The sequence below is a fragment of the Rhizobium sp. R339 genome (assembly GCF_002211395.1).
Classification (GTDB): Bacteria; Pseudomonadota; Alphaproteobacteria; order Rhizobiales; family Rhizobiaceae; genus Rhizobium.
Window position 1 is genome coordinate 170,090 of record NZ_LOKV01000027.1, and the last position, 21,719, is coordinate 191,808.

Sequence of the window (21,719 nt, forward strand, 5' to 3'; positions counted from 1 at the left end):
GTACCTCAAAACAAGGTCGTCACACAAGAGCCGTTAGAACACAAACGAGTGCCCAGAAAATCGGATACTCGGGACCCATCTTCTGCCAGCGCCAGTTCATGCCGTTGATTTTCACAACCGCATAGCCCGCTCCGAGCAGCACCAGAGCGCCGAAAAGGGCTGCAACCCGCGGGTATATCGAGAAAATCAGACCGACCGCCGCGCAAGCTTCCGCAACCATGGTGAGGCCAACGAACAGCTTCCCGGGCTTGAAGCCTGCCGCCTCGAATGTTCCACCGGCCTTCTGATAATGCAGTCCCTTGCCGATGAGATGGGGAATAAGCCAAGCGCCGCAAAGAATGCGGAGCCAGTCAACCAACACGAAGTCCATGTCTCCTCCCTTGACGCCGGCCTCTAGCCGCGTCCGCGAGGATAATTGGCAATCCTCGCTTGCTTTTTCAGATACTAAACGGTATTCACAATCCAATTAGGATGTCAATACGACTCGATCTCTGAGTTTGGGAGGGAAAGCTTATGGAAATGATGCGTGCTGCGCGCCTGCATGCCGTTGGTCAACCGATGAGGATTGATGAAGTCGAGCGGCCGAAGGCAACCGGAAGCGATGTCGTCGTCCGCGTGAGGGCATGTGGAATGGTCCCGAATTTGGCGAACGTCCTGGCCAATTGGGAGACCTGGTATCCGCAGATGCCACTCCCGCCGCGCCCGGCAATCCATGGCCTCGATCCGAGCGGGATCGTCCATGAGGTCGGCCCTCAGGTCGTCAGCGTCAAGCCGGGCGACAGGGTGTACGTGAATCCCGGTCGATTCTGCGGCGCTTGCCACCATTGTTCGTCGGGCAAGCCGCAGGCTTGCGAACATTGGACCCTCGGTGGCTACTTCGGCTACAATCAAAAGAGCTTGGAGATGTTCGCGCGCTATCCTTACGGTGGCTTCGGCGAATTCATGCTCGCCCCACAGGCGCAGGTCATCAAGATCCCCGACAACATGAGTTTCGTCCAAGGCTCTCGCCTTGGTTATCTTGGCACCGCCTACGCCGCCCTCAAGAAATGCGGGCCGCTGATGGGCAGGACCCTGATCATCAACGGTGCGACCGGCACTCTGGGGCTGGGGGCCACGCTGTTCGCGCTGGCCATGGGCGTCGCAAAAATCTATGCCGTCGCCAGGGGCGAGACGCTGCTTAAGCGGCTGAAGGCGATCGCTCCCGACCGGATCGTCACTTTTTCGAATGTCAATGGATCGTCGGGAAGCTTCGTCAAAGAGCAGACCAACGGAAGCGGCGCCGACCTCATGCTCGATACGCTCGGCGCAAAGGCCCCTTTGGATTCCTTGCTGGACGCGATGGGCGGCGTCAGACGGGGCGGTCGCATCGTCAACATCGGCGGCACCTCCGGAGCTTTGCCTGTCGACGTCAAATGGTGGATGGACGAGCAGATGGAATTGATCGGCTCGGTCTGGTTCACCGCCGCTGAAGGCATGGAAATCGCTGCGATGGTCGAGGCTGGCATCATCGACATGTCGGTCATGTCGCCAATGGTGTGGCCGTTGGAGAAGATCAATGATGCGATCTCGGGCGTCGGCAAGGACGAGGGCGGGTTCACCTACTACGCCATCGAACTGTAAGGAAGCGCCAATGGCTCATAACTACCGGGTCACGGTGGAGCGGCTGGAGGGCGACGTCCCTTCTGCTGCCGACGAAGCTCTCGTTTTCCAAACCACCAACCACGACGATCTGTTCAAAATCCTCTCGGCAGTGCGCCAAAAGCAGCTGCTGCCTGACGATGAGACGGCAGAGTTCACCGTTGGACTGAAGCTCTTCACAGAGGTTCTCATGAGACACCGAGCGGATACGCCTTTTAAGGAACTGTTCCCGCATATCGGCAGCTTCATGAAGTCCCTGAAACGCTGACGCCGCAGCCGTACCGACTGCGGCGCAATCGGAGGCAATCGAGGATCATGACATGAAGACGATTTCGCTCGAGCGGTCGTATGGCGGCACCCAAGGGGTCTACGCCCATCGCTCCGACACCTGCAGCTGCGACATGACTTTCGCCGTCTATCTGCCGCCGCAAGCGCAGGAGCGTCCATGCCCAGTGGTCTGGTATCTGTCGGGACTGACCTGCTCCCATGCCAATGCCATGGAGAAGGGTGAGTATCGGCGGGTCGCCGCACTCCTGGGGTTGATCGTCATTTGCCCAGACACAAGCCCAAGAGGCGACGGCGTGCCGGACGATCCCGGCAATTGGCAGTTTGGCAGTGGTGCCGGCTTTTATCTCGACGCGACATGCCCGCCGTTCGATGTGAACTACCGTATGTATTCCTATGTCTCGGAGGAGCTTCCCCGTCTTATTGCTTCGGAGTTTCCCGCGGACATGGCCCGCCAGGGCGTGTTCGGACATTCGATGGGTGGCCATGGGGCGATCACGCTTGCCCTGAAGCACCCAGACCGCTTCCGCAGCTGCTCTGCATTCGCGCCGATTGCGCGGCCCACAGTGGCTGGGTGGTCCCGCCCCGCCTTCGAGCGCTATCTCGGCACTGACGAAGGCGCCTGGCGGCAATATGACAGTTGTGCGCTCATAGAAGATGGCTTCCAATTCCCCGAGCTCCTTGTCGACCAGGGAACGGCCGACGGGTTTCTCGAGGACGGACTACGTCCATCTGAACTGCAGAGAGCCTGCGAAAAAGCCGGCATCCGGCTGAACCTGCGAATGCAGGAGGGCTATGGCCACTCCTATTATTTCATTTCGACTTTCATGGAAGACCATTTGAAGTGGCACGCTGAGCGGCTCAACCGCTGATCTGCCGCAATGCCGTCAGAAGGCCGGGGATGGTGCCCGGCAAAATCGAAGGAAGAAGCAATGGCTCATATCGGCATACATCCTTATCTCGATGGAGGATTGAAGAAGGGTGCGGCATCCTTTGCGGGTGGGACACTCGTCTGTGAATGCATCAAGAATCCGGTGAAAGTGAAGATCAAGGGCGATATCGCCCACAATCACGCCTGCGGCTGCACAAAGTGCTGGAAGCCGGAAGGCGCAGCCTTTTCGATCGTTGCGGTCGCTCCGTCTGAAAACGTCGAGGTGATCGAGAATGGCGACAAGCTTGCCGTCGTCGACGCCAATGCGCTGATCCAGCGGCATGCCTGCAAGGAATGCGGCGTCCACATGCATGGACCCGTCGAGCGCGATCACCCGTTCAAGGGGCTCTCGTTTCTGCATCCGGAGCGCTTCGAGGAAGGCGGTTGGGCAGAACCCGGTTTTGCTGCATTCGTCTCTTCGATCATCGAGAGCGGTTGCGATCCGGCGCAAATGGAGAGCGTCCGCGCGCGCCTTAGCGAGCTGGACCTTGAACCTTACGACTGCCTGTCACCCGGCCTGATGGATTACATCGCCACCTGGACGGCGAAGAAGAACGGCGTTCTGCCGGCTTAGCTTGCATAGAGCCGGGCACGGCCCGGCTCTACCACACCGATTCGGATGTATTCCGCTGACGACTGACATCGATTGGACCCTCGCAGCACCACGACCACCTAAAGCACATTATCCAGAAGCCGAGCGAAACGAAGTGGCTCCGAACCACAATTTTGCGGCCTCAAGCTTCACCAGGATCCCCCACGCATCGGGGCGATCCGAAGTTCGCGGACATCGTTGCACATATCGGTACCTTCATCCGAAACATACATACGGCCAGCAAACTTGAGAGGGAGAAATATGGGACAGGTAACCCGCATCGTACATCGTCGTGCCGATCCTGGCCGAGAAAAGGATTACGAAGAACTCGCCAGAGGAATGCTCGAAGCCTGCGCGCGCGCGAAGGGTTACCTCTTCTCGACTCTCATCCCCCCGCGTGTCCAGGGCGAGGAGTTTCATGTCGTTCTGAGCTTTGTCTCGCAATGCGATCTCGATGCCTGGCGTCGGTCTCAAGTTGCGCACGAGTGGCACGAACGGATCAAGGAAGTCTCCAGCCACGCTCCCGAATACCGGACGTTTAAAACGACCGAACTGTGGTTTTCCGCCTCGGGACTGACCGGCAACAAACAGCCTCCGCGCTGGCGCATGGCCATCGTAATCTGGATGGGCATCTTTCCCATCGCTTCCTTTTACGTCTGGTTCCTGTTCCCCATTCTTCAATCTGTCCATTCGTTCCACGCATGGTGATCTTCACGGTCCTGATCGTGATCACAATGGTCTTCGGCGCGTTGCCGTACTTGCTTCGATGGATGGGGTGGTTTCTGCACAGATAGCACAGGGGGAGCTCAACGCCTTGGTAAGGCGACACCCGCTACTTACTTGACGAAAGAGGGGTTTCGAGAGCCTAGCGAGCTCTCCATCAATTTGGCACTCGCCGGTCTTATTGCTTGAGATCTTAAATCGACAAACGTCGCCGAACTGTTCTTTTAGTCGCGATCGTTCTTGGGAGCGCCGAAAATCCGGCAATTACCGACTGCTAGTCGGCTTCATGAGCGTTCCCGATTCCACCAACACGCCACCGCGTCTCACGAAACAATGCTGGTTCGGCGCTGAACCAGCGGCGAGATGCCGCGGTCAAAGGAAGTGTCACCAAAGGGTTCAGCCGGACGTGCCACGCAAGGAACGGGCGGACCATCGTTTGCGTGAACGTGGTCTGCGATCCGAAGCGCCGTGGTGGCTCAAGCCATGGAGAAGATGCGCCGGGCCGAAAATTTCCCCGGAGCTGGTGCAAATCTCGTCGGAGTCTTGCCTGATCTCATCGCCGCGTTCTTTGTTCAAACTATCTGCGCAGGTGGTTTGTGGTTCAGATCCCTTCAAGGCGAGGGCTCACAGTTCAGGTCGTTCGATAAGATAACAGAAGGCCCGACCCAAATGGTATGGTCGGGCACGCTCAATCAGCCGTCAGCCGGCGGGTTTATTGGCTAACCGGTTCCGTCACCGCTTTGATGACCTCAGACGCCATCTTGAACTGCTTGTCGCGGCTGGTGATGCCGTGGCGTCGCGCGATCCAGGCAAAATCAGTGTACGCGACGCGAACCGCCCCGTCCTTCGTTTCGTAGACGAGAACGCGGACCGGCCAATCAAGCCCTGCTTTGGGATTGGCGGTGATGAATGTCGTTCCGAGTGCCGGATTGCCGAACAGGATCAGCCGGGAAGCGAGGACCTTGTTGCCGGCAGCCGTGCCGAGCGCCGCTTGATCAATATCATCGAACAGCATGATGCCCTTCTCAGCGACATTGGCCTTGATCTTACTGACGGTCTCGTCAACCGAGTAACGGCTTTTCAAAACAACGACGCCGTCGCGGGCACCTGCCTGGGCGACTGGGACGGGCGTTGCCACGTTCGCGGCAGCCAATGAAAGCATGGCGATGAAGAACAGGTTGATCACTCTTTGCATGTCATTCACTCCTTTGGTTGGGTAAATCTTCGGCGTAGTTGTCAGGTCGGGGCGGAACAGCGTTCCGGCTGCTTCGATCGGCTGGACTTATGGTGGCGGCGCGCTTAGCGAACTTCCGAACAGCATTGCTGCACCGAGTGCGGTGATCAGGACGAACACGCAGGCGTTCCAGCCGAGATGGTCATAGACCTGTCCGAGAGCCAGACTGCCGATCATGCCGCCGGTATAGTAGGATGCCAGATAGATGCCGCTGGCACCGGCCTTGTCGCTCATCGCACGCCGGCCGATGATGCCGGTGGCAATCGCTTGCGCCAGGAACGTGCCGATTGCCACCAGTGTCAATCCGCCGAGAATGATTGGCAAATTTGTGCTGAGAAGCGCCACGAGGCCGAGGACGGCCATTGCCAGGGTCAACACGATTGCCGCTTTCGACCCGACATGGCTTGCAAGCTTCCCGGCAAACGGCGTGGTCACGATCGAAGGGAGAAAGACAAGGTAGACAAGGCCGAGCGCCATCGGCGCCACGCCCAGCGCGACGATCTGGAAGTTCACATAGGTATAGGTGCCGATGAACACGAACAGGATCAGGAAACCCATCACGAAGACGCGGCGCAGGTCCGGATCGGCAAGGTGAACGCTCCAGATGCGCCTGGCAACGCTGCCTCGATTGTTCGTGCGCATCATGCTCGCGGTTTTCTTGAGCGTGAACCAGACCAACGCGGCGCCGAGGAGATTGAGTCCTGCGAATATCAGAAAATTCAGCGAAAGGCCGCCGATGCCGGCGATAGCGGCAGACAACATACGGCCGAAAAGATTGCTCGCGACATTGCCGGTGACATAGGCTGCGAGCGCTCCGGCGGTCTTCCCGGCGGAAAAATGTTCAGACAGGTAGGCCGCCGTGAGCGTAAAGGCGGTCGACATGCATAGTCCCTGAAGCACCCGTAACGCTGCAAAGACAATAATGTTGTCGGTAAATGCCAGCAGCGTCGTCGGAATGGACAGAAGGGCGAGACTGATCCAGATGCCGTTGCGCCGGTCGACATCACCGCCAAAAAAAGCCACGAGCAGACCGGCGATTGCCATGCCGAATGTGCTGGCATTGACGGCAAAGCCCATCGTGGCCCGGCTCACCTGGAATCTCTCCACCAGCGAAGGCAACACCGCCTGTGCCGCGAAGAGGTCGACAAGGGTCAGGAACGCAATAAGGGCGATCAGTCCAAATCGCCAACTGTCCGCACGAAGGGTTTTATCCGCATGAAGGGATGCGAGCGGCTGTTCGATATCGGTCATTGCTAGGTCCCCCGAAATGCGGCGATTTCGGCAATGGCCGAAAACGCCGGAGCGTGGCTCAAAGGGCTGGATCAACGGACAAGGCAGCGATCACATCGCTGCCTTGTCGTCGTGCATCTCCGGGCTCAAAATGTCGGAGGAATAAAGCACGGCCGGAACCTTGCCGTTGTTCTTCCACCAATGGGAGAGGTGGCCGAACTCGGCGGTGACCTCACCCGCCTTGTGCAGGATCGGCACCTTGCAGGTGCTGCGATATTCGGTGATCGAGCCGGAGGCGATCAGGATATTTGCCGGGCGCATATCATGCGAATGCCAGGGAACAACGCCGCCCGGCTCTACGACGAGCTTTCGCATGCGCAGCATGCTGCCCTTCCAGGCATCACCCTTGGAGGAAAGATCGATTGTCTTGAGGACGCTGTCGGTGACGCCCTTCGGCATCGTCGCACCAGGCTTCATGCCATCTTCGGCAACTTGACCGGCTGGGCAGTCACCGGCAAAGGCGAATGAGGCGTGCAGGCCGGCGGCGAACGTCAGTGCGTTAAAGGCAAGCATAGCCAAAGAGACTCGGCGGGTTTTGAATGAAGGCAACATCGGTGGTTCTCCTTGTTGGGGCTCGGCAAGATCGGTGTCGAGCATGTGAGGAGAGTGGCGGAGCGCCGATCGAAAGAGAAATGCCAGATGCTTTTGAATTCGATAGCCGTGGGCTATTGCCGATTGCCGAACAAGCACCAAAAGCCCGGCGAATGCCAGGCCATGTTCAAGAGGGGCAGTACGATACATCAATCAATGCGGTCGGGTTGGCGGGGAAGCCCAGCCATAGGATTTCACGGCGCCGACAAAGACGGAAACCGCCGGCGAAAAGCGACGGCCTGCGACAGTCACAAGACAGACTTCCCGGCTGACCTCCGGTTCCGCGACTGGTCGCACCTGCAGTCCGGGAATGACGGCGCTATATTCAGGGATGAAGCAAATGCCCAAGCCGCCGGCGACAAGGTTCTGAATCCAGTCTTCGCGTTCGCTGGAATAGGAAACGAGCGTCTTGACACCTTGCGCATCGCAAAGATCCGAGAGGTAGTCCCAATATTCGCAGTTGACGCGACGCAGGTACACTTCGCCGTCGATCGCGGCAATGGGAATGGCGTCGTATTGACTGAGCCTGTGGCCGGCAGGAAAGGCGAGCATGAACCTCTCGCGGAAGAGCGAGGTCACGTCGAACCGTTCCGGAAAATCCGTTGCCGTTGACATCAGCGCCACATCGATTTCGCCGGTCTCCAACAGATCGGACAGTCTCGTCGGCACGCCTTCGATCAGTTGCAGCTGGATACCCTTGTGACGCATGTTGAAGTCGGTCAGGAGACCGGTGAACCGCCGCGGCCCGATCGTACACATGATACCGACCTTGAGGTTGGCTTCGCTGAGACATAGAAACCGTGAGGCCTCCGTCCGAACGCCCATGAGCTCATCCTGAATCTGCTGGAACCGTGGCCGGAGCAGATTGCCGAGATCGGTGATATGAGTGAGATTGCGCTCTCGGCGGAACAGCAGGCCACCGACCTCGTCCTCAAGCTGCTGTATGGCGCGGCTAAGGGCCGGTTGAGTAACATTACATCTTTCGGCTGCGCGCGTGAAATTGCGTGTTTCGCAGACGGCCAAGAAATAACGTATATGATGAATATCCATCGTCGCCCCCGGGATGAACGCGATTTTTACTATGCTGCAATTCTCTGCAGCGGCGGCATTCTCATCCAATGCCATGGATTTATCAATTCCATACCAGACCGGCATTTCTAAAGTGAGCGCCGATACTCCACTGTGACTGCATGACGCCAGAAAGTGTCGTCGATCGCAGTGGAGAGCGCATATGCTGAACGCCTTTGATCCCGAAATTGATACTCTCGTCGGCCGCAAGCCCCTGGAAGGGCGCAGCGCCATCGTCACCGGCTCCACCAGCGGGATCGGTCTTGGCATTGCGCACGCGCTTGCTCGCTCAGGTGCGGCCGTGATGTTGAACGGCTTTGGCGACCCTGCCGAGATCGAGGCGCTGCGTTCCGGCATCGCAGGCGACAACGACGTCGACGTCGCCTATGACGCCGCTGACATGGCAAAACCGGAAGCCATTCGAATGATGGTCGAGAGGGCGGCCGCACGGTTTGGCCAGGTCGACATCGTCATCAACAATGCCGGCATCCAGCACGTTTCGCCGATCGGCAAGTTCCCGCCGGAAAAGTGGGACGCCATCTTGGCCATCAATCTCTCCGCCGCCTTTCATCTGGTGCAGTCGACATTCGACGGGATGTGCGCCAGAGGCTACGGCCGGATCATCAATGTCGCCTCGGCTCATGGACTGGTCGCATCGCCGTTCAAGTCCGCCTATGTTGCGGCCAAACATGGCATCGTCGGCTTCACAAAGACGATCGCCCTCGAAGGCGCGGAATTCGGCGTCACATCCAATGCGATCTGCCCCGGCTATGTCTGGACGCCGCTCGTCGAACATCAGATCGAAGATCAGGCGAAGTCGCATAAGATCGCCCGAGATGCGGTGATCCGCGATGTTTTCCTGAAGAACCAACCAACCAAGCGTTTTGCAACCATCGAAGAAATGGGTGCGCTCGCCGTGTTTCTCTGCGGCGATCTTGCCGGATCGATCACCGGGACCGCTATTCCGGTCGACGGCGGCTGGACCGCGCACTGACCAATCATTCGAACCAAGGGGAGGCAATCGTGAACGAACACATAGGAACACAGCCCAGAATGCAGCCCGAATTTTCCGTTGCCGGGCGTGAACCACGGATGATCAATCTTGCATTGCAGGGCGGCGGTGCGCATGGCGCCTTCACCTGGGGCGTGCTCGATCGGCTGCTTGATGAGCCCAGCCTTTCTTTTGAAGGCATCGTGGCGACGAGCGCCGGTGCGATGAATGCCGCCGTCATGGCGTACGGCCTTGCAGCCGGCGGACGAAGCGGGGCGCAGAGCGCGCTCGCCAATTTTTGGCGCCGCGTCAGCCATGCGGCCGCATCGGGACCGTTGCAGCCGACTTTGCTCGACCGTCTTACTGGTTCGAAATCGTTGGAGTTCTCCCCGGCATTTGTCATGTTCGACCTGGTCACCCGGCTGATGTCGCCCTACCAGTTCAACCCATTCAATTTCAATCCCCTGCGCCAGGTGCTGGAACAATCGATCGATCTCGACGCCATCCGAATGGCGCGCTGCCCCGTCAAACTCAGCATTTGTGCCACCAATGTGAGGACCGGCAAGGTGAAGGTCTTCGGCAATGACGAACTCTCCGTCGATGCCGTTATGGCGTCCGCCTGCCTGCCTTTCCTGTTCCAGGCGGTGGAAATCGATGGGGAAGCCTATTGGGACGGTGGCTATATGGGAAATCCCGCAATATTCCCGCTGATCTATGGCTGCGATACGCCCGATGTCCTCGTGGTCCATATCAACCCGATCGAAAGAGCCGACCTGCCGCGTACCGCAGGCGAAATTCTCAATCGCATCAACGAGATCAGCTTCAACTCGTCGCTGCTCAGGGAGATGCGCGCTGTGGCTTTCGTGACGCAGCTTATCGACGCCCAGATGACGCCGCCCCCCAATCTCAAGCGTGTTTTCGTGCACGGTATCTCCGACGACGACACGATGACGAACCTCAGCGTGTCGAGCAAGCTGAACGCGGACTGGGGAGCGCTCGTGGACCTGAGGGATCGCGGCCGTGAATGCGCCGATCTCTGGCTGCTTGCCAACTACGACGACATCGGCAAACGATCGACGGTGGACATCCGCGAACGCTATCTTTGATCCTCGACAACCTTACTCCCGGCATTTGCAGAATGCTGCCTCTTGAGCCCTCGTCTTTTCCGACGGGGGCTCTTTTTTGGATGGGATCGACCGCCGAAGCATAGAGACGGCGTATCGAAACCATGCGGAGACAGCATTTCAGACGGAAGCGGACTTCTGGGAAAGTTAGTCAGTCAAGCCGATGGCGGTTTGACCCCACGAACCAGGAGACTTCTCATGAATGCTTCACGTTTTCTTATCAGCTCGGCTATTGCCGCTGCCGCCTCCATGAGCACAGCCAGCGCCTTTGCCGGCCCTGCCGCCAAGCCGGATTTCTCATTCGAAAAATGCTTTGGCGTCGTCAAGGCTGGCCTGAACGACTGCCAGACCGCCAGCCATTCCTGCGCCGGCACGGCGACGGCCGATAATGCCAAGGATTCCTGGATTTACATTCCGGCCGGCACCTGCAGCAAAATTGCCGGCGGCAGCACCGAACCCAAGGCCTGACCTCTCTCAAACTCTCAACTGCACATCCGAAAGGAGCAACCGATGTCCAAGATATTTCCGAGCAATCCGGTGCCGAACGCCGCGGGCATCGGTCTTCGCTCCCAGCATATCGGCGAAATGCTGTCCCGCCGCCCATCGGCGGGGTGGCTCGAAGTCCATGCAGAAAATTATATGGGCGGCTCGGCGGCCGTCGATGCGCTTGAGCGGCTGCGGGAAAGCTATCCCCTGTCAATCCACGGTGTCGGCCTGTCGCTCGGCAGCAGCTCCGGTCTTGATCGCGACCACTTGGAACGTATGCGCAAGCTCTGCCTGCGTTTCCAGCCAAGCCTTGTTTCCGAACACCTTGCTTGGAGCGTTGCCGATGGCGCCTATCTGAATGACCTTCTGCCGTTGCGCTATGACGCGCAGGCACTGACCGTCGTCGCCACCAATGTCTTGAGGCTTCAGGATGCGCTTCAGCGGCGCGTCTTTATCGAAAACCTCTCGGCCTATATCGCCTTCGAGGGTTCGACTATGACCGAGGCGGAATTTCTCGGCGAACTCGTCCGGCTCACCGGTTGCGGTCTGCTCCTCGACGTCAACAACGTCTATGTATCGGCATGCAATCTTGGCTTCGACGCCAAAGCCTTCATTGATCAGCTCCCGGCGCATGCTGTCGGCGAAATTCACCTCGCCGGCCACGCGGTTAACGAGGTTGAGGGCGATATCGTGCTGATCGACGACCATGGCTCCCGCGTTCCGCCGGCCGTCTGGTCACTCTATGCCTATTCGATCCGGAAAATCGGACATCGTCCCACGCTCATCGAATGGGATACCGATGTCCCCGCTCTGGACGTGCTGCTCGGCGAAGCCATGTGGGCCGATCTGCTCGCCCAATCGATCGCCTTCGAAGATCGAATGCTGGCCGCAAGGCCAGCGCCTCAGACGAGTCGGTTCGACGGCATGATCCTGCCGTTGCAGCCCGCCAGCACGAAAGGACCAATGCCGGCACTTGCCGCGCTGGCGACGATCAAACCGTCCGTCTTCGCCATTCATTCAGGGGCAAGGAGGAGCGGCCATGCTTTCTAATTGCGTCCTACAGTCAAGGATCGCCCAGGCCATTCTGCATGGCGATCGCAGTGACGTTGCTCCGGTGTTGGCCAAAGCTGCTTTTGACCCGCTGCGCCGGTTCAACATCTACCGCAACAACACGTTCGCCTCGCTGACGGCGACCTTGATCGCGGTTTTCCCGGTCACGGTGCAGCTTTTGAGCGAAAACTACTTTCGTTACGTTGCCGGCGTCTTCATACGCAACAATCCTCCACAGGAGGCACGGCTCGTTCGCTATGGGGGCAATTTCCCCGGCTTTCTGGCCGAGTTCGAAGACATTCGTTCGATGCCCTTCATCGCCGAAACTGCCCGGTTGGAATGGATGATTGCGGAAGCGCTTGACGCGCCGGCATTACCGGGCTGCATCTTTGAGCAGCTTGCAGACGGCGAAGCCGACACAGTTCCACAAATTTTTCTTCAGCCGTCGCTGCGTCTGCTCGTCTGTCGTTGGCCGGCACTGGAAATCTGGTCGGCGCATCAGCCGGGCGGAGAGATCGGGACGCTGACGGCACTGCGCCGCCGATCTGAGCGCATCGCTTTATGGCGGACCAGCGAGAGCGTGCGTTTTCTGCGCCTCGAAGCTCGGCATTTCGCATTCCTGCATGCACTGAAGAAGCGTGCAAGTCTGGAGGCGACGGTCGACCGTATCCTTTTCCGAACGCCTGATTTCGATCTCGCGACTGCCTTGAGCGGCTTGTTCGCCGAAGGCCTCGTAGCCCGCATTCGCCACATCGAGCTCGCAACCAATTGAAGGATGGAAATCATGACCATGATGAACCCTGTCGCAACGGGCCGCAAAGTCGGGATTGCCGGACTCTACGTCTCCGCGTTGGAGCATTTGAACATCCTGCCGCTCTCGCTTGCCCAACTCGTCTCCCGCCTGGCCGTCGCTCACGTCTTCTGGCAGTCGTCGCAGAGCAAGCTTGCCTCCTGGCCGACAACGGTGCAGTTGTTCACGCTTGAATACAGGCTGCCCGTCATTGACCCCGGCGTAGCCGCCGGGCTCGCGACGACAGCTGAGCTGAGCGGCTCCATATTGATTTTTCTCGGCCTGTTCTCGCGACTTGCCACCCTGATGTTGCTTGGCGTAATTTCGGCGATCCAGTTCCTCGTCTATCCCCAGAACTGGCCCGATCATTTGCTCTGGACCGCGCCGCTGTTGTTGATCCTGACGCGCGGAGCCGGTGTTGTTTCACTCGACTATGTCTCCAGCCGCCTGTTTCTGAGGGAGCGCTGAGCCATGCGTAACACGGTAGAGGAGGTCGATAGCGGTTCGTCTGCGATCAATCGGAATGCTTTAAGGGCTACTCGCCGTCGGAAGGTGGTCATCCTCGGGGCCGGATTTGGCGGTCTTGCCGCGGCCATGGGACTGCGGCATGCGGATGTCGATGTGACGGTCATTGACCGGCGCAACTACCATCTGTTCCAGCCTTTGCTCTACCAGGTGGCGACAGCCGGGCTTTCTCCGGCGCAAATTGCCGTGCCGATCCGCCGCATCCTCTCGCGACAAGCCAATGTCACCGTTCTGATGGAGCGCGCCGAGGGGATCGACAAGGAGGCCCGGATCGTCCAGACGGCCAACCGCCGCATTCCTTACGACTATCTGATCATCGCGACAGGCGCCAGGCACGCATATTTCGGCAATGATGAATGGGCGGAGACGGCACCCGGATTGAAGACGATCGCCGATGCGACCGAAATCCGCGCCCGTATCCTGTCGGCCTTCGAACGCGCCGAGGCTGCCGAGGATCAGGGCGACCGCGAGCGCTTTCTGACATTCGTCGTCGTCGGCGGGGGCCCGACCGGCGTTGAGCTGGCAGGCGCCATTGCCGAACTGGCGAAAAAAGTCATCGTTCGCGATTTTCGACGCATCGACTCGTCCTCCGCGCGCGTTGTCCTGGTCGAAGCCGGTGGTGTCGTCCTGCCCGCCATGCCGCCGGAACTGTCTGAGAAAGCCCGGCGGCACCTGGAGATGCTTGGCGTCGAGGTACTTCTTAAGGCGGCGGTGACGCGCTGCGATGTTCAAGGTGTTACACTTGCCGACGGGCGGGAAATTCAATCATCCTGTGTACTGTGGGCGGCCGGCGTCATGGCTTCCAAAGCAGCGAAATGGCTAGGCGTGCCTGCCGATCGCGCCGGCCGCGTCCATGTCGACCGAAACCTTAACCCGCCAGGCAACAATGACATCTTCGTGATTGGCGACACCGCGGCGGTGACGGATGAAAACGGCGGGGCAGTTCCGGGCGTCGCGCCAGCCGCCAAGCAGATGGGCGAGCACACGGCACGCGCTATTCTCGCCAATCTTGACGGTCTGGCCATCGGGCCGTTCCGCTACCGTGATTTTGGCCGTCTGGCGACGATCGGGCGCAAGGCGGCGGTTGCCGACTTCGGGCGAATCCGGCTGTCGGGTTTTGGTGCTTGGCTGGTGTGGAATATTGCCCATCTTTGGTTTCTTGTCGGTTTCCGCAATCGCGCCGCGGTGTTCATCGATTGGGCTCTGGCCTACATTCGCTATGATCGCAGCGCCCGTCTGATTACCGATCGCCATGAACGCTAGGGCTTTCCCACGGATTAAAATGGGACGCGCAGTCACGGCGTTGCTGTTGCTTGCAGTGTTGTCCACGGCAGCGCTTGTCCATCTGGTCTGGTATCGCACGGCCACCCAGAATGTCGAAACGGTTGTCGCCAGCCTCGACGCCCAAAGCACCGCCGCCGTCCGCAATGCGCTGACCTCAAATCTGGCACTGGTTTCCAGCAGCGCGGAGATCATCAGATCAGTTTTTTTTCAGGGCGCGGTCCGGCCAGACGACGAGGTCAAGCGTGAGTTCCTGTTCCTGTCGCTGCTGCGCGAGCAGCCGGCGATCGCCTGGATCGGTTTCGGCTTCCCGGATGGCCGTTTTTTCGGCTCGCACGCGATGCCGGACGGTGACATCGAAATGGTGGAGATTGGCGTAGCAGCTCCGGGAAAGCCACGCCCGTTGCGCCGCGATCTTTATAAGCCGATACCTGGTGATATTTTCTTCGAGAACCGCCTGAAGTCCGAAAGCGTCTACGTCTCGGAGGGTTCGCCGTGGTACCGGCGCGGCAGCGTGAGCACGGAAGCGGCTTGGACTGTCGTCAGCATTTTGCCCAATGGCTTCGAGCCGGCGATCGTGGTCTCCAAAAGGGTTGAAGTCTTCAAACATTTCGAGGGCGTGGTGATGGTGGCGGTCAGCCTGAATCGGCTGTCGGCCACGCTTTCCGCACTCAAGGTTCCGAAGGGCAGCAAGGCCTTCCTCCTCGCCAGAGACGATATGGTATTGGCGACATCAGAACCATCCGATGGTGTCGTGGCGGCTCATCTCAAGGATTTCCCTCCATCCGATGCTTTGGCCGCGGCGGTCGCCACCGCGGCGACCCGCGACGAGGGCGACAGCTTCCGGACGCTGGTCGACAACAAAAGCCTCGGGCCGGTCTTCGTCTCGTCGGGCAAATTGCCGTTCGAAGATTGGCGACTGGTGACCGCGATACCGCGGGCGACCTTTGCCGGCGATATCGATGCCAATACCGAGCGCGTGATTTTCATCATTGGCGCCATCGCATTGCTCGCAGCGGTGACCGCGATCCTGTTTGCCAGAACGCTCTTCACTCGACCACTGTCCCGCCTTGCCGGGCAACTGCGCCTGATCGAGAGGTTCGAGCTCGAGGCCGTTGAGCACAGGCCGGCGCTGCTGGCCGAACTCGACGATTTCTCGTTCGCGCTGAAACGGATGTCGAGTGGCCTTTCCGCCTTCGCACGCTTTATGCCGATCGAGGTCGTTCGCCCGCTTGTCGATGGCGGCATCGAGCCTCGTCCAGGCGGTGAACTGAGGGAAATAACAGTCCTATTTGCTGATTTACCTGGCTTCACAGAACTGACTGAAGAGCTCGGCAGCGGCGTCGAGCCGAGCCTGACACGCTTTCTAACCTCGTCGATCGCCGCCATTCATACCGAGGGCGGTACGGTCGACAAATTCATCGGCGATGCGGTGATGGCAATCTGGAATGCGCCAAATGACGAACCCGATCACGCATTGCGTGCGTGTCGCGCCGCGGCGGCAATCCGTGACGCCATGCACGCCATGCCTCCTATCGCGCCGAAGCACGATGCCATTCGCGTGCGTATCGGCATCAATAGCGGCGTGGCGCTTGTCGGCAATATTGGCTCAGCAGAAAGGCTGAGCTACACGGCGATCGGCGACGCCGTCAATCTCGCGAGCCGGCTCGTCGGCGCCGCGAAGGAGAAGGGTGTGGAGATCGCGCTGAGCGACGAAACGTTCCGCAGGACGCGAGGCCATCTCCGTGCAAGATTGCTGGGAGCAGTAAACATCCGAGGAAAGACTGCGCCGGTTTGCGTGCATACGATCGATCCAAGCATTGAGCGGGAGCAGGTAGCGCGATATGGCGATTGACTGCCTCCTCCTGACAACGCTCGTTTGGCTGCAGATCAAGCATTTCGTGGCCGATTACGTGCTGCAGCCGGCCTGGATGATAGGTGGGAAAGGGGATTTTAAGAAACTAGGAGGATACATCCACGCAGGCATCCACGCCGCCGCCACAATGCCAGGCCTATGGTTATCAATGCCAAACCTGACATGGGCTGTTGCTGTTGTTACTGGCGAGTTTCTCATTCATTTTCTAATAGATCATCTCAAAGCCGTACACGGTCGCCGTCATCCCTGCCCGATGAATGCGCGCTCATTCTGGATGCTGCACGGTGGCGATCAACTCGCTCATCATCTGACCTATTCGATGATCTTGACCGTGATAGCTTGGCAAAATTATTTCAACGTTTGAAAAGGCGCCCAAAAACATTCTCCGCTATCAAAAGCGGTAGCATGAACTAATTTCGAGCTGTTGCCAGGGCGTATCGACCCACACGTAGTAGCCTCCCTCTCGTACCCCGTCGCAGCTCTTTTCTGGATAAATGCGTAGTGGGCCGCCGGTTCAGATCCCTTCAAGGCGGAGACCACGATATCAGCTCGGATGCAAGCTGGGGTCACATCCGAGCCGAATGTTTCCTTCGATGTTACGCAGCTTCCCAGACTTGGTTGAGAATCTTTGCGGCGAGAGCGGCCTTGTCCTGCGGCAGGAAGCGACCGTAATGCTGCTGCACCACGTCCGGCGTATCCTGGATGGCGTAGCTTGCCTGTTCATAGGAACCAGTCTGCTTCAGGATATGTGTCGCTAGAACGTCCCGTAGGTTATGGGGCCCATGCGGCAAGAGGCCCTTAATCGCGCCGCGCCCTGTATAGGGATTGTAGATTCCGTACCTCTGGATGACGTTTCTCCATGCCTCGTAGAAGGTGGTGGAGTTGTAGGCTGCATCAATGCTGGTCGCCTTCACCGTTTTGACGAAGAGCGTCCCTGGATCCTTTGCGCCGTTAAGCAAGACACCTCGATGCCGGTCGATATACGCATCGAGATGTTTGTAGAGGTCGAGCAGGTCCGGGAGGATCAGCCTGAACGGCTTCCGGCCGAAGAAAGAAGAGCCAGAGTTCTTGAACGCGACTGATGGGATAAGGACTTCCCACCCATGGTCGCGATCATTCCAGCGCAGCTCGCCGCATTTCAAGTCTTCAAGTCGGCGTTCCGACGTCGGATAATGCCCTCGCGGGCACACACGCAATTGGCGGAGGTTCTTCTGCCGTAGTCTAAGGTGCAGGCCAAGCCGAAGCAGTAGGAATGACCTGACGGCTTCTGCCGCTGGCCTCGGATATCTGCTTTCGTCCGGCATGCGTTTCAGGATCTCGTCTGTGATTTTACGATACTCCGCCAGAGGGCTCTCCGCTTCCAGCACGCACATGATCGGCTCAAACGGGTCACGATGGACACGCATGACGCGCTGGATCTCCTTGGATCGGCTGGCAGCATGCCGATGAAATGCATCACAGGCGCCGTGCCAGTCGCGGGCTGCGAACTCAATCTCTTCCTGCGCAATTAAGCCCTCGATAGGCCTGACGTTCTGAAGCAGCTCAGGATGCTGTCGGAGCCAGCCTACATCGGTGGGTGAGGGATTGCGCGACCATGAGCATGTCCTCTTCCCACTTGGTGTAGAAGCCACGGCGCTGTTCGCGCCACTGCAGATACCAGTCCCAAACGCCGGGGAAGATGAGAAGGCCGAAGCTCAGTTGGCTGACTGGCACGCCGCAGCCCCTTACTGCTCCATTCGGTGAGGCCGCTAGCGCGCCGAACATCAGGCCGAGGTGTTCGATCTTCTGAGAGGCCGTTTCCTCACCCCAGACGCCATTTCGTTGAAACCCAATCGCCGTCAGTGTCGAGGTCTTGAAGCGGATTAGATCAGCCATTTCCATAGCAAGCCTCGGCGGTGCATCTATAACACCAGACAGCAGATCGGGATCCTCTAACTCCTGGGCGATGTTCTGATGGGCGCCGGCCGACGCGAAGGATCGAGGTGAAAGAGCGCCGCCACCATAAGTCACGCCAGGAAAGCGGATGGCGTAACGTTGTTTGATAGCCGCCGCCTGGTACCGACGATACTCTGTCGAGCCGGAGATGATCACCCGCCGCACCCAATCGAGGATCTCTTCACGCTTGGCAAAGGACAGGCTGCTGAAGTCATCCGGCAGATGTAAGGAGATCCTGCGCCGCTCAGCGGGGCTGATATCGCCGAGATCATGACCGTAAAGCGAGCGCGCCTGATGCGGCAGCTTGTCTTTGAAATAGCCATCTGGCAATCGGTAGCGCTGCTCGATGCGGCGGAGGATTTGGAAGCTGGCGACAGATTGGGGCACACGCTTGCCCTTGACCTGCCACTGAACTTTCATCCGGCGACGATTAGAGCCTCGGCAGTTTTGGATACGCCAAATGGCGCGGTGTGAGCAACCGGCGGAAACGCGAAGCTTTCATCTTGCGCAGCGTTGGAGCCGGTTGCGGCGATGGTCCCGGCAAAGTCTGCCGGGGTTTTGTATCCGAGCGATGAGTGCGGACGGAAATGGTTGTAATCGTCCGCCCATTCAGCAATGGCGCTTCGGGCATGATCGAGGCCGAAGAACAGGCTTTCGTTGAGCAGCTCGTCGCGCATGCGCCCGTTGAAACTCTCGACATAGCCATTCTGCATCGGCTTTCCCGGCGCGATGTAGTGCCATTCGACCTTGTGATCTTTCGACCAGGCGAGGATGGCATTCGACGTGAGTTCGGTGCCGTTGTCGGAGACAATCATTCCTGGCTTGCCGCGTCGTTCGATGAGTGTCGTCAGTTCCCGCGCCACGCGACGCCCGGAGATCGAGGTGTCGGGGATGGCGGCTAGGCACTCGCGCGTCACATCGTCGACGACATTGAGAATGCGGAAGCGCCTGCCGCAGGCGAACTGGTCATGCACGAAATCTAGCGACCAGCGAGCATTGGCCTTCGCTTCGACCAGGATCGGTGCACGCGTGCCGACGGCACGCCGCCGGGCCTTGCGCTTGCGAACGGAAAGTCCTTCCTCGCGATAGAGCCGGTAGATGCGATTAACCCCGGACGGCTCTCCGTCCCGTCGAAGCAGGATGAACAGTCGCCGATAGCCGAAACGCCGCCGCTCATTGGCAAGGTCACGCAGCTTCGCCCGCAATTCTACCTCGGGCGGTCGAGAGGATCGATAACGGATCGTCTTGCGGTCGGCGGATATGATCTGGTAGGCCCGCCGCTCCGAAAGACCCATGACGGCCTTCAGATGCGTGACGGCTTCACGCTGGGCGACAGGCCCTACCATTTTTTTGCAAGAAGCTCGCGGAGCGCGGCTGCATCCAGCATCTGTTCGGCCAGCAGCTTCTTCAGCCTCGCGTTCTCGTCCTCGAGCGCCTTCAGCCGCTTCGCCTCGGAGACTTCCATGCCGCCATATTTGGCTTTCCAGTTATAAAACGTCGCTTCTGAAATCCCGTGCTTGCGGCACAGGTCGGCCACCTTCGCGCCTGCCTCCTGCTCCTTCAGCACCGCAATAATCTGCTCTTCCGTAAATCTCTGCTTCTTCATTCGTCCGTCCTTTAATGGGCCGGACTCTAATCCATCCTGGAGGAAATTCGCAGTGGCAGGTCAGCGGCTTTCGGTAGATGATCAAGCTTATTAGAAAGGGCCGAACATTCTCCAGCACGCGTTTGGATGCAATCGGTGCGATGCGCAGCTCGCAAAAATCAGAGATCTTTCGCTGAAAATGACGTGATGAAATGTCTTGTTTGGTCATGCTCATTCCGCTTCTCTCGGCGCCAGTGCCGAGGGCGAGCGGGAATAGGAGTGCAGTTTCAAGAGAGGATGTATCGGATGCGGCACATTGACCGCCGCTGAGTCATTTGCAATGAGTCCATATAGTTTGCTGGGGACCTGCGCTCGGAAGATCGATGATCGTACCCGTTGATTAAGCGCGCTTATCTAAGTCAGATGCTTAATTAAATGATACGCCTCTTGTTTAAATAAGAGGCGAGACCGATACTGGGATATGTTTGATTCCCAATCCAGTCCTCGCCTCGGTCGCTTCGTAGAGACGGTCGCTGCCAGTGAAACGGTGCCAGCGTTCGTGCCTCCGCCACTGCCACCCGAGCCACCTATCGATGTGCTCTCCCTTTTAGAGCGTCTCAGCCTGGCAGAGCGCGCGCTGGGGCGCCTGGATGGGATCACAATGTTGCTGCCGCGGCAGGAGCTGTTCCTGTATATGTATGTGAGAAAAGAAGCTGTTCTTTCCTCACAGATTGAGGGCACGCAGTCGACGCTTTCCGATCTCTTGCGGTTTGAGACTGAGGCGCAAGCGGGGCAGCCGGTTGATGATATTCGTGAAGTCTCCAACTACGTCGACGCGATGATGTACGGCTTGGAGCGGCTGGAAACGCTGCCCATGTCGTTGCGCCTGATCCGCGAGATGCACGCCAGGCTTCTACAGAGTGGGCGAGGGGGCACTAAGGATCCAGGAGAGTTTCGCCGCTCGCAAAATTGGATTGGCGGCACGCGCCCCGGTAACGCGCTCTTCGTGCCTCCACCCGTCACGGAAATGGCCGCTTGTCTGGATGCGTTCGAGCGTTTCATGCATGATGACCAATCGCGGTTGCCGGCGCTAATCAAAGCCGGTCTGCTGCACGTTCAATTCGAAACGATCCATCCATTTCTCGATGGCAATGGCCGTATAGGTCGCTTGCTAGTGACCCTATACCTCTGCATGAACGGCGTTCTACGCAAGCCATTGCTCTACCTCAGTCTTTACCTGAAATCCCATCGGAGGGAATATTATCGGCTACTGCAAGAGGTTCGCGAACATGGAAACTGGGAGGCTTGGTTGGACTTTTTCCTGACTGGTGTGGCTGATACCGCCAATCAGGCATTTGAGGCTGCGACCCAGATTGTGGATCTCTTCAAGGAAGATCGGGAGCGTATCACCACGGAGAGTGATAGAGCAGGATCAGCACTTCGTATTCACGGGCTTTTCCAGCAGAATCCTTTTCTCACGGCGAACCGGGTCGTCCAAATTACAGGTCTGTCCGCACCGACGGTCAATGCAGCACTCGCGGATCTGCAGCGGTTGGACATCGTCGACGAGGTGACGGGCCGCAAACGTGGCCGCGTGTTCAGCTACCGGAGATATCTTGCAATTCTCAGCGAAGGCACCGATCCTCTTCCTCTCAGTTCATGACAGACAGGTGGGTCGAAGGTTCGATCTTCATCGAGGCGCCCGGCACTTTGAAAAGCCCAGG

At 58.6% G+C, this 21,719-nt stretch carries 21 protein-coding genes and 2 pseudogenes; 15 read left to right on the forward strand and 8 right to left on the reverse strand.

Translation table 11 applies throughout. The features are described from left to right. Positions 1 to 19: 19 nt before the first annotated feature. Positions 20 to 370: a DoxX family protein gene (locus ATY76_RS29560; RefSeq protein WP_088678191.1), complete on the reverse strand. Its 351-nt coding sequence runs from the start codon at positions 368 to 370 to the stop codon at positions 20 to 22. Positions 371 to 513: 143 nt separating this feature from the next. Between ATY76_RS29560 and ATY76_RS29565 the strand changes: the two genes are divergently transcribed. The 5 genes from ATY76_RS29565 to ATY76_RS29585 all read left to right on the forward strand — a co-directional run bounded on the left by ATY76_RS29565 (position 514) and on the right by ATY76_RS29585 (position 4,154). After that, positions 514 to 1,620 (forward strand): alcohol dehydrogenase catalytic domain-containing protein, encoded by a 1,107-nt coding sequence (locus ATY76_RS29565; protein WP_088678192.1) that lies wholly within the window; start codon positions 514 to 516, stop codon positions 1,618 to 1,620. Positions 1,621 to 1,630: 10 nt separating this feature from the next. Further along, on the forward strand, positions 1,631 to 1,906 hold the full coding sequence (locus tag ATY76_RS29570) for a DUF3861 domain-containing protein (RefSeq protein ID WP_088678193.1): 276 nt from the start codon (positions 1,631 to 1,633) through the stop codon (positions 1,904 to 1,906). A gap of 52 nt (positions 1,907 to 1,958) precedes the next feature. Further along, entirely contained in the window at positions 1,959 to 2,795 is an 837-nt protein-coding gene (fghA, locus tag ATY76_RS29575) for an S-formylglutathione hydrolase (protein WP_088678194.1), read from the forward strand. Positions 2,796 to 2,855: 60 nt separating this feature from the next. Continuing rightward, positions 2,856 to 3,428 (forward strand): S-(hydroxymethyl)glutathione synthase, encoded by a 573-nt coding sequence (gfa, locus tag ATY76_RS29580; RefSeq protein ID WP_088678195.1) that lies wholly within the window; start codon positions 2,856 to 2,858, stop codon positions 3,426 to 3,428. A gap of 279 nt (positions 3,429 to 3,707) precedes the next feature. Further along, positions 3,708 to 4,154 (forward strand): antibiotic biosynthesis monooxygenase, encoded by a 447-nt coding sequence (locus tag ATY76_RS29585; protein WP_141105058.1) that lies wholly within the window; start codon positions 3,708 to 3,710, stop codon positions 4,152 to 4,154. Between the two features lie 727 nt (positions 4,155 to 4,881). On the opposite strand, the gene ATY76_RS29595 is transcribed toward ATY76_RS29585, so the two are convergent. The 4 genes from ATY76_RS29595 to ATY76_RS29610 all read right to left on the reverse strand — a co-directional run bounded on the left by ATY76_RS29595 (position 4,882) and on the right by ATY76_RS29610 (position 8,334). Continuing rightward, on the reverse strand, positions 4,882 to 5,331 hold the full coding sequence (locus ATY76_RS29595) for a DUF302 domain-containing protein (RefSeq protein ID WP_190233767.1): 450 nt from the start codon (positions 5,329 to 5,331) through the stop codon (positions 4,882 to 4,884). Positions 5,332 to 5,451: 120 nt separating this feature from the next. Then, on the reverse strand, positions 5,452 to 6,654 hold the full coding sequence (locus tag ATY76_RS29600; RefSeq protein WP_088678199.1) for an MFS transporter: 1,203 nt from the start codon (positions 6,652 to 6,654) through the stop codon (positions 5,452 to 5,454). Between the two features lie 90 nt (positions 6,655 to 6,744). Beyond that, positions 6,745 to 7,206: a cupin gene (locus ATY76_RS29605; protein WP_245310176.1), complete on the reverse strand. Its 462-nt coding sequence runs from the start codon at positions 7,204 to 7,206 to the stop codon at positions 6,745 to 6,747. 231 nt (positions 7,207 to 7,437) lie between these two features. Next, positions 7,438 to 8,334 (reverse strand): LysR family transcriptional regulator, encoded by an 897-nt coding sequence (locus ATY76_RS29610; protein WP_088678343.1) that lies wholly within the window; start codon positions 8,332 to 8,334, stop codon positions 7,438 to 7,440. 181 nt (positions 8,335 to 8,515) lie between these two features. On the opposite strand from ATY76_RS29610, the gene ATY76_RS29615 reads away from it, so the two are divergent. From ATY76_RS29615 to ATY76_RS29655, 9 genes are all read left to right on the forward strand, one after another. After that, complete coding sequence (locus ATY76_RS29615; protein WP_088678201.1) at positions 8,516 to 9,346, forward strand: 3-hydroxybutyrate dehydrogenase; 831 nt, start codon at positions 8,516 to 8,518, stop codon at positions 9,344 to 9,346. Positions 9,347 to 9,405: 59 nt separating this feature from the next. Next, positions 9,406 to 10,449 carry a patatin-like phospholipase family protein gene (locus tag ATY76_RS29620; RefSeq protein ID WP_190233768.1) on the forward strand — a complete coding sequence of 348 codons (1,044 nt, stop codon included), beginning with the start codon at positions 9,406 to 9,408 and terminating at the stop codon, positions 10,447 to 10,449. 216 nt (positions 10,450 to 10,665) lie between these two features. Further along, positions 10,666 to 10,935: a DUF2282 domain-containing protein gene (locus ATY76_RS29625; RefSeq protein WP_088678203.1), complete on the forward strand. Its 270-nt coding sequence runs from the start codon at positions 10,666 to 10,668 to the stop codon at positions 10,933 to 10,935. 42 nt (positions 10,936 to 10,977) lie between these two features. Next, positions 10,978 to 12,003, forward strand: a complete 1,026-nt coding sequence (locus tag ATY76_RS29630; protein ID WP_088678204.1) for a DUF692 domain-containing protein — start codon at positions 10,978 to 10,980, stop codon at positions 12,001 to 12,003. Then, a complete protein-coding gene (locus tag ATY76_RS29635) occupies positions 11,993 to 12,775 on the forward strand; it encodes a putative DNA-binding domain-containing protein (RefSeq protein ID WP_088678205.1) in 783 nt (260 codons plus the stop codon). The genes ATY76_RS29630 and ATY76_RS29635 overlap by 11 nt, the downstream gene beginning before the upstream one ends. Before the next feature lie 12 nt (positions 12,776 to 12,787). Beyond that, positions 12,788 to 13,261: a DoxX family protein gene (locus tag ATY76_RS29640; RefSeq protein ID WP_088678344.1), complete on the forward strand. Its 474-nt coding sequence runs from the start codon at positions 12,788 to 12,790 to the stop codon at positions 13,259 to 13,261. 3 nt (positions 13,262 to 13,264) lie between these two features. Continuing rightward, on the forward strand, positions 13,265 to 14,581 hold the full coding sequence (locus tag ATY76_RS29645; RefSeq protein WP_088678206.1) for an NAD(P)/FAD-dependent oxidoreductase: 1,317 nt from the start codon (positions 13,265 to 13,267) through the stop codon (positions 14,579 to 14,581). Continuing rightward, entirely contained in the window at positions 14,571 to 16,454 is a 1,884-nt protein-coding gene (locus ATY76_RS29650) for an adenylate/guanylate cyclase domain-containing protein (protein ID WP_088678207.1), read from the forward strand. Before ATY76_RS29645 ends, ATY76_RS29650 begins: the two co-directional genes overlap by 11 nt. After that, complete coding sequence (locus tag ATY76_RS29655; protein WP_088678208.1) at positions 16,444 to 16,839, forward strand: DUF3307 domain-containing protein; 396 nt, start codon at positions 16,444 to 16,446, stop codon at positions 16,837 to 16,839. The genes ATY76_RS29650 and ATY76_RS29655 overlap by 11 nt, the downstream gene beginning before the upstream one ends. A gap of 232 nt (positions 16,840 to 17,071) precedes the next feature. Here ATY76_RS29655 and ATY76_RS29660 read toward each other — a convergent pair. The 3 genes and pseudogenes from ATY76_RS29660 to ATY76_RS34340 all read right to left on the reverse strand — a co-directional run. Continuing rightward, positions 17,072 to 18,812, reverse strand: a pseudogene (locus tag ATY76_RS29660) (hypothetical protein); the annotation flags it as partial. Between the two features lie 14 nt (positions 18,813 to 18,826). Next, the gene (locus ATY76_RS29665; RefSeq protein WP_348627532.1) at positions 18,827 to 19,897 is read right to left on the reverse strand and encodes an IS3 family transposase; all 1,071 of its coding nucleotides are present in this window, start codon (positions 19,895 to 19,897) and stop codon (positions 18,827 to 18,829) included. Beyond that, positions 19,864 to 20,016, reverse strand: a pseudogene (locus ATY76_RS34340) (transposase); the annotation flags it as partial. The pseudogene ATY76_RS34340 and the gene ATY76_RS29665, both read right to left, overlap by 34 nt. 460 nt (positions 20,017 to 20,476) lie before the next feature. Here ATY76_RS34340 and ATY76_RS29675 point away from each other — a divergent pair. Continuing rightward, a complete protein-coding gene (locus tag ATY76_RS29675) occupies positions 20,477 to 21,658 on the forward strand; it encodes a Fic family protein (protein WP_088678209.1) in 1,182 nt (393 codons plus the stop codon). Positions 21,659 to 21,719 lie beyond the last annotated feature (61 nt).